The sequence below is a fragment of the Pedobacter sp. KLB.chiD genome, from assembly GCF_047040275.1.
Classification (GTDB): domain Bacteria; phylum Bacteroidota; class Bacteroidia; order Sphingobacteriales; family Sphingobacteriaceae; genus Pedobacter.
This window is the reverse complement of record NZ_CP178207.1, coordinates 2,378,432-2,390,827: the sequence shown is the minus strand read 5'-3', so window position 1 is coordinate 2,390,827 and position 12,396 is coordinate 2,378,432. Positions and strand designations below refer to the sequence as shown.

Annotated in this window: 8 protein-coding genes; all 8 read left to right on the top strand. The window is 40.7% G+C overall.

Annotation, left to right across the window (positions count from 1 at the left end):
- The 8 genes from ACK1I8_RS09720 to ACK1I8_RS09685 all read left to right on the top strand — a co-directional run bounded on the left by ACK1I8_RS09720 (position 1) and on the right by ACK1I8_RS09685 (position 12,389).
- On the top strand, positions 1–1,278 hold the full coding sequence (locus ACK1I8_RS09720) for a S41 family peptidase (RefSeq protein ID WP_412469131.1): 1,278 nt from the start codon (positions 1–3) through the stop codon (positions 1,276–1,278).
- 42 nt (positions 1,279–1,320) lie between these two features.
- Positions 1,321–3,681, top strand: a complete 2,361-nt coding sequence (locus ACK1I8_RS09715; RefSeq protein WP_412469130.1) for a TonB-dependent receptor domain-containing protein — start codon at positions 1,321–1,323, stop codon at positions 3,679–3,681.
- Positions 3,682–3,709: 28 nt separating this feature from the next.
- Complete coding sequence (locus tag ACK1I8_RS09710) at positions 3,710–4,276, top strand: biliverdin-producing heme oxygenase (RefSeq protein WP_412469129.1); 567 nt, start codon at positions 3,710–3,712, stop codon at positions 4,274–4,276.
- Positions 4,277–4,535: 259 nt separating this feature from the next.
- Entirely contained in the window at positions 4,536–5,150 is a 615-nt protein-coding gene (locus tag ACK1I8_RS09705; RefSeq protein WP_412469128.1) for an RNA polymerase sigma factor, read from the top strand.
- A 146-nt stretch (positions 5,151–5,296) separates the two neighbouring features.
- Complete coding sequence (locus ACK1I8_RS09700) at positions 5,297–6,415, top strand: FecR family protein (protein WP_412469127.1); 1,119 nt, start codon at positions 5,297–5,299, stop codon at positions 6,413–6,415.
- Positions 6,416–6,692: 277 nt separating this feature from the next.
- Complete coding sequence (locus ACK1I8_RS09695) at positions 6,693–10,025, top strand: SusC/RagA family TonB-linked outer membrane protein (protein WP_412469126.1); 3,333 nt, start codon at positions 6,693–6,695, stop codon at positions 10,023–10,025.
- 34 nt (positions 10,026–10,059) lie between these two features.
- Positions 10,060–11,550, top strand: a complete 1,491-nt coding sequence (locus ACK1I8_RS09690; protein WP_412469125.1) for a RagB/SusD family nutrient uptake outer membrane protein — start codon at positions 10,060–10,062, stop codon at positions 11,548–11,550.
- Positions 11,551–11,579: 29 nt separating this feature from the next.
- Entirely contained in the window at positions 11,580–12,389 is an 810-nt protein-coding gene (locus tag ACK1I8_RS09685; protein ID WP_412469124.1) for a DUF4843 domain-containing protein, read from the top strand.
- The last annotated feature ends 7 nt before the right edge of the window (positions 12,390–12,396 follow it).

Sequence of the window (12,396 nt, the reverse complement as noted above, 5' to 3'; positions counted from 1 at the left end):
GTGCAACGTTACATCAAGTTATATATCACGCTACTCTCGCTGATTCTAACGGCAACCTCTGCCTGTAAAAAAGCACAGGTTGCTGTTGATGAGGGCGACGAAATTATTTCGCCTACTACGGGTACGCGAAGTGAGTTTACGCTTGATTCTATCTTTTTATACGCCAAACAGGTATACTTATGGAACGACGTACTGCCCAGCTATGCCGAATTTAATCCGAGGCAAAAATATGCAGGGGTTGGTTCTGATATTACAACTTTCAGGAAAGAGCTATTTGATATTTCGCAGCTTAAAATAAACGCAGCTACCGGCACACCTTATGAGTTGCCGGTTTATTTCGAAAATCCAAAATATTCCAATCTTCAGGTGGGGAAGCGTGTCGCAGGGAGTACCGCTGGTATTACCAGCCCTAACACAGCTGTGCTTGCCAATAAAGTAATCATCAGCGGAAATATACCAGTTGCTTACCTGGCTTTGGCTTCGTTTCCTTCAATAAGTAATAGTAAAGTGGCGTTAGATCAGGCCTTTTCCGGATTCGCAGCAGCCAAACCAACAGTTATGGTAATCGATCTCCGAAGCAATGGTGGTGGTTATCTGGAAACTGCAGAATATGTAGCCGATTTAATTGTACCTACCAGCCTGAATGGTAAAGTAATGTATCGCGAGGTATTTAACCCATCTATGCAGAACGGTACCGCAAAAATATTGAAACATCAACCATATTTAGATGCCAATGGAAAAACGGTTATTTACAACGGCCGCATGGCTACCATGGCTGACGTAGATTATACCATAGGTGGCAATACTTATACATTTCATAAAAAAGGAACTTTACAGACTATTCAATCCGTTTATTTCATCATTTCGGGCAATACCGCATCGGCCAGCGAGATGCTGATCAGTAGTTTAAAACCTTATTTTGAGGTTAAACTGATTGGAGAGAAAACCTATGGAAAACCTGTAGGCTTTTTTGGTATCAACATCGATCAGTACAGTGTTTACCTGAGCAGCTTTTTGATTCAAAATGCCAATGGCTGGTCGGGTTATTTTACAGGCATGCAACCGGATGTTGCCGTAAAAGGAACAGTTGATCCCGTTTTGGGTGATCCAAACGAAAGTTGCTTAAGTGCTGCCTTACAATTGATTAATGGCGCAAAAAAACAATCAATAAATCACACGGCCACAACAAGCCGGATAACGGCCTGTAACATTGAGCTATCGATGAAAAATGAAGCAGAAAGCATCATGGTCGAAAACAGATTAAGATTAAAAAAATAATAAGACATGGCTGAAGAACAGCTTAGCTACAATAAATAAAAAATGTTTAAACTATCCACCATTATATTTTTTCTCGTGTTTTACCACTTTAAATTGGCTGCACAGGATTATGGAAGTTTAAAAGGCACCGTTACCGACAATGAAGGCAAAGCTTTAAGTGGAGTAACCGTACGCCTCGAACCGGATGGACATAGCACTGAGACAAACGCGCAGGGAAATTTTATCTTTACCAAAATATTTATCGGTAATTATAATATGACGGTAAGCATGGTTGGCAAAGCGGGTTACCAGGCTAACATTAAAATTACTACAGTGGCCAATAACCTGCTGATTAAATTATCGGATGAGGAACATAAACTTAATGAAGTGGCCGTATCAGAAAACCGTGCTGCGCCAGATCATCTGTTGAAACTGGAGCGCAGTGCCATGCCGGTTACGGTAATCAGCAGGCGTACCATCGAACTGATGGGCAGCCGAAGATTGGATGAGGTATTAAAAGAGCAAACAGGCATGGCCATTATCAACAACATTGGTGGGGGTGCCCGATCGGTCGGGGTACAGATGCAGGGCTTCAGTAGCGAATATGTGATGATATTAATTGATGGACAGCCTATGGTTGGGCGCAACAGCGGAAATTTTGATTTATCCAGAATCAGCGTTTCCAATATCGAAAGGATTGAGATCATCAAAGGCGCATCTTCCTGTCTGTTTGGCAGCGAAGCACTTGGAGGAGCAGTTAATATAGTTACGCGATACGGCGCTTTACAGTCTCAGGCATCAATTGCAGCCCAGTATGGGAGTTTGAATATTGCTGATCTTACACTTGAAGGTGAAACACCATTTGCTTCCCACAGGGGATCAGCCAACCTGTCTGCGAATTATTACCGTACCGATGGTTTTAATACCAACCCAAAATACATCCAGCGGGGAACCACAGCACCGCCTTATGATAATTACGCGTTACAGGGGAGGCTTAGATACCGTTTAACGCCCGGCAGTACCCTCGGTTTCAGTGGCAGGTATGGCTTAAGGAAATCCTTTATGTCTAAAGATTTTGGCTTGGGCATTATTTCCGGCGACAGTCAGGACGAGCAGGACTTAAATCTTTCGGCTACTTTCGATCATCATTTCCACTTTGGTCTGCGTAGCATGAGCCGTTATTATTATACCCATTTCCGATCAGACCAAAGCGTAGATTGGCAGCAAACGAACAGTACCATTACCAAAGATATTTTTGTCCAAAATCTCCACCGTTTCGAACAGCAGTTTGCCTATGGCGTAAATAATGATCTTAAATTTACAGGTGGTTTAGGGGGAAGCATCGAAACGATGAATGATGTTTCGTTGACCAATCCAGGTTCGGTAAACAATGGTTTTGCTTTTTTACAGGGCGATTGGCAGTTAAATAAGGCAATTGGGCTGGTTGCAGGCCTGCGTTACGATTTAACCAATGCTTATGGCAGCAAGCTCAACCCCAGTTTAGGGCTGCAGTATAAAATTGTACCTGCATTAACTTTTAAGGCGGGAGCTGGTACAGGATTTAAAGCACCTGATTTTAAATCGAGATATCTGGTGTTTTATAACCCTGCGGCCAATTATCTGGTGATAGGCAATGAAGTGTTAAGGCAAACCTTAAATCAGTTAGATAAACAGGGACAGATTAGTGAGATCAGGACTTTTCTGCTGAACCAGCTCGATCAGAACCTGCAGGCAGAAAGAAGTACATCCTTGAATATAAGTCTGGAGTGGAGACCTAAAGACAATATAAAGGTGGAGGCAGGTATTTTTCATCACAGTTTACATCATCAGATCAATAGTATCCAGGTAGCAACAGGAAGCGGAAACCGGAACATCTTTACCTATCAGAACCTGCCAAAGGCTATAAATAAAGGAATAGATTTATCTTTCGTCATTAATCCGCTTAAAAATCTGGAGCTGAGTGCGGGTTATCAATACCTGAGTGCCAAAGACCTTAGCATACTTGATAGCATTAAAGCAGGCCATTACCCCTTTAACCAGAACATTCACGATCCTGCAACCGGAAATTCTTATGCACCAAAACCTGCTGATTATTGGGGCATTGAGAACCGATCGAGGCATATGGCCAATTTCAAAGCTTTTTATAATTATCGTCCATGGGATGCCGGTTTTAATATCCGTATCAATTATAGGGGTAAATATCCTTTTGGCGACCGTAACGGGAACCAATTTATCGATCGTTATGATACCTTTGTAAATGGATTTTTGATGCTCAATGCTGCTTTTGAAAAAAACTTAATGAAAAAACACTTAAGCATCAGGCTTACCGTAGATAACATTTTAAATTATACCGATCCGCTTGTGCCGGGGCAGCCCGGACGAATTGTACTGGCCGGATTGACCTATCGTTTATATAAAGATTAATTAGTCAAATTACCATAAATTACAGCAAATGTTAAGTACAAATATTAAAGAGGCTACAAAAGTTGCGCACCAAAACCTCGAAAAACAGGTTGTTTTAAAGTTAAAGTCCATTAGAAACAATGCAGATTATGCAGATCTGCTGAAACATTTTTATGCCTATTTCAGCCATATTGAAGAAACGATCAAGCCATACATTACCGAATCTATATTGCCCGATTATGCGGAGCGCAGAAATTCGGCATATATCAAAGCTGATATTTTGGAACTCGGGAGCGAAATCTCCGACCTACCTGATACTACGGTACCAAAAATCGAAAATGCGGTACAGGCATTGGGGGCCTTATACGTGTTGGAAGGTTCGATCATGGGCGGAAGCATCATTGTAAAAATGCTCGAAAAAGGAGGCGTTAACCAAGGCATTTCTTTCTTTTCAGGCTATGGCGAGGCTACGGGAAAAATGTGGGGCAATTTTATTGCTGTTTTAAATGCGCAGGCCAGAACTGAAGAAGAAGAAAAACAGGCGATCAATGCTGCAAATCAAACTTTTGAACATTTTGCCCAGGTTTTCGAGAAAGAAAAGATAAATACGGTTTAGTACAAATCATAATTTAACCACAACTGAAAAGGAGGTACACAGATACATAATCTTTGGTTAACTGTGTGCATCCTGGTTAAGATGTTTAACATTTCTGGCAAAAGTAGATGTTGTCAAAAATCAGATGGCATTTTATCAGTATGATATTAACATTAGTATATCATCCGGTGCATATTTCAAAATAAGACGATGCTATGTAAAAAAATGAAAACATAAGGCAATTAGATAGATAACAGCCAGCGTGATACAATGAAACCGATTGTATTGTACTATCTTTGTGCTGATCTCTATGGGTGTTTACCGTTCATATTCTGATAGCGAATTGGCATACTTGTTAACACAAGGTGATGAACTCGCTTTTACTGAAATTTACAACCGCTTTTACGGATTACTTTTCATCCATGCCAGCAAGCGTTTAAATGATGAAGAAGAAGCGAAAGATGTGTTGCACCAGTTGTTCGAATCGCTTTGGGTTAAACGTGTGCAGGTAGCGCCTGATGGTAACCTTTCAGCCTATTTGTATACCGCCGTACGTAACCGTATACTGGACGTATTTGCACATCAAAAAGTAGAAAACAAATACGTTGATTCTTTGCAGGATTATATTGATCAGGATCATGTACTGACCGATTATAGGGTGCGTGAAAAACAGATGGCAAGGTTAATAGAACAAGAAATTGATGCTTTGCCGCCAAAAATGCGTGAAATTTTTATTTTAAGTCGCAGGGCAAATAAAACGCATAAAGAAATTGCTATAGAATTAGGGCTATCTGAACTTACGGTTAAAACACAGGTCAAAAAAGCACTTCGAATTCTGAAATCGAGGTTAGGCCTGGTTGTTTATGTTGCTTTTCTATTCAGAAATTATTATTAATATATCGTTAGTGTGATTTAAATCATGCTTTTTTTGTTTGATTGAGCCTGTTTCGAAATTATTTTTAAAAAAAAGATAATTCCTGATACCCCCAAGCCTATACCTTCGCCGTATATACATTAATCAAACCAAACAAATCTTTTTTAATGGAGAAAAATGCAAGAGAGCTCTTAGACAAGTACATTGCCGGTAATTGTACGCCCGAGGAGATGGCTGTTGTTGAAGATTGGTATCGCCAGTTGCCTTTTGAACAAGACGCGCCCCGGCAATCCGTTATAACAGCAAGCAAACAAGAAGTTTGGAACCGCTTGAACCTTGGCGGCAAATCATTAAAATTGCTTACTGTTAAATGGGTCGCGATCGCGGCAAGTATCGTTTTATGCCTGGGCTTTGGGTTGTATTTTGTTACACAGCGTTTTGCCGCTCCTTTAACTGCTAAAAGAGAATTAAAAAACATTCTGCCAGGTGGAAATAAGGCGGTGCTTACCCTGGCCGATGGAACTGTTGTTAACCTGGATGATGCTAAAAATGGTCAGATTGCGGATCAGAGCGGCATCGTGATCCGGAAGACAAAAAACGGACAGCTCGAATATATCATTAAAGAAAACCCGAATGCATTAATAACAGGATCGAATACAATTGCTACGCCACGCGGAGGGCAGTATGAGGTAAATCTTCCGGATGGAACAAAAGTTTGGCTGAATGCCGCTACAACCTTAAAATATCCTTATGCTTTTGCAAAAAATGAAAGAATGGTGGAGTTAGATGGCGAAGCCTATTTCGAAGTTTCCAAAGATCGTGACCGCCCTTTTAGGGTAAAAACAGCGTCACAAACCGTTGAAGTTTTAGGTACGCATTTCAATATTAATGCCTATAAGGATGAAGCTATTGTTAAAACTACACTTTTAGAAGGTGCCGTAAAAGTAAGCACATCATCCGGTTCGGTAAATCTGCACCCAGGGGAACAATCGTTATTAAACGCAGCCAGTGCCAGGTTGTCGCTCAATCATCAGGTAGACGTAGATAGGGAAATGGCCTGGAAAAATGATGTTTTCGCTTTCGATAACGACGATTTGCAGAGCGTTATGCGCCAGATTTCGCGTTGGTATGATGTGGATGTGGTTTATCAGGGCAAAATTACATCTGAAAAATACGTAGGTGAAATACCAAGAAACAGCAACCTGGCAGAAGTTTTTAAAATATTAGAACTCAACCACGTTCATATCGATGCTAAAGGCAAGGTGTTAACTGTAACAGGAAATTAAATAAAATAAGAACGGCTTTTCTTTAAACAGCCAAAAAATCAACCAACCAATTTACAAACTAACTAAACTTTATGATGAAAAAACTACCAGAAATTTAACGGAATACCTTGAAAAAACCGAAAGCGCGGCAGCGCTTCCGGTAGAAATTGGACAAGCAGCTTGCTTCGAAACCCAGCTGCTATTTTTTAACCTCATTCGTAACAAAGGTATGAAATTAACTACCCTTTACAACCCCGTGTGCGACATGCGGAGGGTAAAGATTAAATTTTTATTGGTCATGAAATTGACTACGATCTTACTATTGGTTGGTGCCTTACATGTATCGGCAGCTGCCTTTTCTCAGACAGTAACGCTCTCTCGAAGAAAAACATCGCTTAAACAGGTATTTAAAGAGATAAAAAAGCAAACAGGCTATTTTTTCTTTTATAAAGGACAACTGCTACAGGATAAACCTGATGTAACAGTTGAGTTTAATAACACATCCCTGACCGATGCGCTGAATACTTCTTTAAAAGGCCAAAATCTGACTTATCATATCGTCAACAAAACCATCGTCATTAGCCCTCAGGCAAATTTACCGGTTATTGCATCACCTGTGGCCGTAAAAATAGAGGTAAGGGGTGTAGTTGCCGATAAAGCTACGGGTGAAACCCTTCCCGGTGTTAATGTTTCCATTAAAAATGGTGCCAGCGTAGGCATCACCAATGAGAATGGTGAATTCAAAGTTAATATTGACGAAGGAAGCATTTTGGTGTTCAGTTATGTGGGCTACGAGTTATTTGAAATCAAGGTTTCAGGTACTAAAACGTTAAACGTTAAGCTGAGTCCTAAAATGACCCAAATGAATGATGTGGTGGTTACCGGTTATCAAACCATTAAAAAAGACAATTATACCGGTAATGCAGTTACCATATCGGGAGAACAGCTGAGAAGGGTAAATCCACAGAATCTACTGCAAAGTATCGGTACATTCGATCCTTCCTTTAAACTGATTGACAATAACCTTGCAGGGTCAAACCCTAACCGGATTCCCTCTATCAACGTTAGGGGAGCTTCAGCGCTGCCCAGTGGCGATGGACAGGTGCTGAGAAGAGATGATATTCTTGGAACGGCGAACATGCCTGTTTTTATGCTGGATGGATACGAAGTGAGCGTGCAGAAAGTATTTGACCTGGATGTAAACCGTATTGCATCGGTAACCTCACTTAAAGATGCAGCTGCAACGGCAATTTACGGTTCACGAGCGGCCAATGGTGTAATTGTAATTACCACTAAAACACCATTGGAAGGGAAATTACGCATAGAATATAATTACGAGCTGAATCTGACCGCTGCTGATCTCAGCGATTACCAGGTTTTAGACGCTGCCGAAAAATTGGATTACGAAGTTTTGGCAGGATTATATAGTACTGCAAAACAACAGGTTCCTCAAGATCAGCTGGATGAAATTTATTATCACAAAAAAGCCAATGTTGTTGGTGGGGTGAACAGTTATTGGTTATCGCAACCGCTGCGCAATACGGTAGGCCATAAACATGCACTAAACCTGGATGGCGGTTCGCAGGCATTTCGATATAATGTAAATCTTCGCTACCAAAACAGGCCTGGAGCGATGAAAGGCTCTGAAAGAGATCAGTATTCGGGTGGAATGAGCTTTCAGTACAATGTGAAGAAACTTCAGTTCAGAAATGAATTATCCGTAACACAGGTGGGGGCTACCGAATCTCCATATGGCGATTTTTCCAATTATGTAAGGATGAATCCTTATTATCCCTTAAAAGATGCCAACGGAATGGCCATGAGGATTTCGGATGTATATGAAAAACAAGACCGATCAAAAGAATATGTATTTAACCCGCTCTTCGACGCCAATTTGAGCAGTTTCAATAAATCGAAGTATACCGAAATCATCGATAACCTTTCTGCCGATCTGGAAGTAGCAAAAGACTTGAGGTTAAGGGCGCAGATGAGTTTAACCACACGAGCTAATTCAGATGATATTTTTACTTCGCCACAGGCCAATAAATATTACCTGTATACCACTGATAAAATTGATGAAAAAGGGGAGTATACCAACAGGGAAATGAAAGAAACCTATTGGGACAGTAACCTCAGGTTAACCTGGTTAAAGCAGATCGGTGGTAATTATTTTAATGCTTTAGTGGGGGTAAATGCCCGCACAGAGTTACGCGATCAGAAAGAATTTACTGCCATTGGCTTTGCGAACGATCGTTTTACCAGCATTGGCTTTGCTAAAGGTTATGCTGAAGATGGAAAACCGCAAAGCAGACTCGAAAAGGCCCGTTTATTCGGTTCGTTTTTTACGGTAAACTATTCGTACAAAAATCGGTACCTGATGGATGGAACCGTTCGTATTGATGGTTCTTCAAAATTTGGGGTGAACAATAAACTGGCTCCGTTCTGGTCGTTCGGATTAGGTTGGAATGTACATCAGGAAGAATTTCTGAAAAATAATCCTGTGATCAGCCAACTGAGGATAAAAGCCTCTACAGGCTTAACGGGTTCGGTGGAGTTTGATCCTTATTTATCAAAAACCATTTATAAGTATAACACCGGAAACTGGTATTCATCAGGCATTGGAGCGAACGTAAACAGTTATGGAAATGAAAACCTGGGATGGCAAAAAACCAGAATGACGGACATCGGTGTAGACATTGGTCTGTTTAAAGACCGCGTAATGATTCTGCCAAGGATATATAAAAAGTTTACCAAAGATATTCTGGCTGATATTACACTACCACCCTCAACAGGATTTTTGTCCTATAAAGAAAACCTTGGAGATATGGAAAATAAAGGTGCTGAGCTGGGCATAAACGTTGAGGCCGTAAGAAGCAAAGACTGGTCGGTAAACCTGAACGCCAATATGGTTACCAATAAGAATAAGGTGGTAAGAATCTCAAACGCTTTAAAGAAATACAACGATAGGGCAGACGAACTGCAATCTGTAAAGCCGGGTGACGGAGGTTACCGGGGGATTCCCTTGCTTCGGTTTAGTGAAGGGCAACCATTTAATGCCATTTATGGGGTACGTTCGTTAGGCATTGATCCGGAAAATGGACGGGAGTTATACCTTAAAAAAGACGGTACACTTACTTATGACTACGATAAAAGGGATTATGTGGTAATCGGCGATCCTAACCCTAAAGTGAGCGGTTACTTTGGCGGAACCGTTAATTACAAAAGGTTCAGCCTGTATGTCCAGTTCCAAACCTTTTTCGGAGGCGATAAATACAACCTCACCCTCGTAGAACGGGTTGAAAATGCCGACCCAAGATATAATGTGGATAAACGTGTGTTTGAGGAAAAATGGAAGCAACCCGGCGACTTATCTTTTTATAAGAACATAGCGGATAATGGCGAAACGGATGTTAGCTCGAGATTTATACAGCCTGATAACCTGATCAACCTGCAATCAGTTAATCTGTCTTATGATATGAACAAAAAAATCGCGTCAAAATTGTCGATGTCGAGTCTCATGTTTCAGGTAACGGCAAATGATGTGGTACGTTGGTCATCAGTAAAAGAAGAAAGGGGAATCAACTATCCATTTACCAGGAGTTTAACCTTTTCAATCAGAGCAGCTTTTTAAGCAATATTCATTAACGGATTTAAAATATAAAAATATGAAGATTAGATTGTTAATCTGCCTCATCGTGATAACAGGATTGCTGAGTTCCTGCAAAAAATGGCTGGAAGTTGAGCCGGAATCTGAAATAGCGGCGCCAATTTTATTCAGTACCGAAAGTGGCTTTATGGAAGCCATAAATGGTGTGTATAACCGCAGCACCGAACCGGATCTGTATGGCAAAGAACTTACGTTTGGTACTACAGAAGTATTGGCGCAAAATTTTTCGATGCGGGATGATGGTCAGGATTACAGGCAAACCTCCCTGTATAATTATAAGCATGGAGAGTTTATCAAACGAAAAGATAAAATCTGGGCTGGTTTATATAATGCAATTGTTAACTGTAACCTGATTCTGGAAAATGTAGATGCGAAACAGAACATCTTTAGCGGTAGCAATTACGCAATTGTGAAAGGAGAAGCGCTTGCCTTAAGAGCTTATTTACATTTCGATCTGTTGCGCCTTTTTGCTCCTTCTTATCTGAGAAATCCTACTGCAAAAGGAATTCCTTATGCAAATAAATATACTAAAGAGATCACACCTGTGTCCAATGTATCAGAAACGATCGATCTCATTATTAAAGATCTGGAGCAAGCAAAACAATTATTAGCAGCCGATCCTATCCGCAGTTCCGGTTATATTGTAAACTATCCATTGGTTACCGATACGCTCAAAAATACGGAAGAACGGAACCCAAGTCTCTTTTTACAAAACAGAAGACACCGTTTAAATTATTATGCCGTGTGTGGTACGCTGGCACGCGTATATCTATATAAAAATGATAAAGCGAAAGCTTTACAAAACGCTAAAGAGGTAATCGACTCCAAAAAATTCCCCTGGACGGCAAAAAGTGACTTCGAAGCTTTCGAGGATTCAAAAAAAGACCGCATTCTTTACAAGGAGCTTGTTTTTGGCTGGTATATACCTGGCGCTGCAAAAGAAATTAAAGACAACTGGTTTCAAAGCGGTACCAGAGGCTTTTACCTGATTGAAGATGCTGCGGATTATATTTATGAAAAGGCAACAGCCGGGGCAAGTGATTCACGTTATAAATATTGGTTGTCGGCAACGTCTAATCAATCATCGAGATCTTACGACATTGTTAAATACCGGCGAAACCCCTTAAGCGCTGAGGCAAATGCAAACCTGCATTATTTAATGGCCCCGGCCATCAGGCTTAGTGAAATGTATTATATCGCTGCTGAATGTTCATATGCAGGCAGTCCAACCGAAGCTATAAATTATCTTAAACAGGTTCGGGAAGCGAGGCAGATAGGCGACCCATTATCCATCAATAGCGAAGAAGATCTTTTAAAGGAGTTACTTAAAGATGCACGTAAAGAGTGGTTGGCAGAGGGTCAGCTGTTTTATATGTATAAGAGGCTAAACAGGGGGATTATAGGTCAAACCGGCGTAACCATCCCGCCTTCTGATAATATTTTCGTACTCCCTCTTCCTAACGATGAGGTGGTTTATGGCGGCAGATAAAACCATTTAAAATTTATTAATAGCAAATTATGAAAATATACATATTTATATGCGCACTCATTTGTCTGGCTTCTTGCAAGAAAGCAGAAGAGATGCGTTTTGATCACCGTGCAAATGTTTACTTCGATATTTACAATGCAGATAAAGATAGTATTGTAAAAACCTTTGCCTATAACCCTACACTGGCCCAGGATACCGTGTGGCTGCCGGTACGTTTATCCGGCATCAGAACCGATGCAGATCGTAAATTCAGTGCACGAGTAGATGCTGATTCTTCTACCGCTACACCCGGCTTACATTATGAAGCTTTGAAACCACAATATTCTATTCTTCCGAATAAAGGAATAGGTTATATCCCGGTAGTGATTTATAATCAGGACCGGCAATTGGAAAACAGATCGGTTTCGATACTGATTAAATTAACCGGAACGCCGGATCTGGGCATCGAAAACCCTTACCTGATCAGGGCAAAAGTGGTATTCTCATCAAAATTGGAAAAACCAGGTTGGTGGGATACCTGGCCGCTACCACCTTATTCGAGAACCAAACATGAGTTATTTATTTTGGTAACCGAGCAAACTTCTCTCACTACTGACGGACTTGACGCACCAAAAAACCTGTATTACATCGGTTTATTGACCACGATGTTAAACAATCCATTTAACTGGGTAACCAAAAATGCAACAAAAGGTTATGTGATCGAAGAAGTAACCGCAGGCGATATCAACAGCTATTACTTCTACAACAAGAGCAATCCGGCTAAGAAAACGCTTTTGAAAAAAAATATGCAGAATGGTAAATATTATTTTATAGATGAAAATGGCAATGAGGTTATTTAATTCGAAG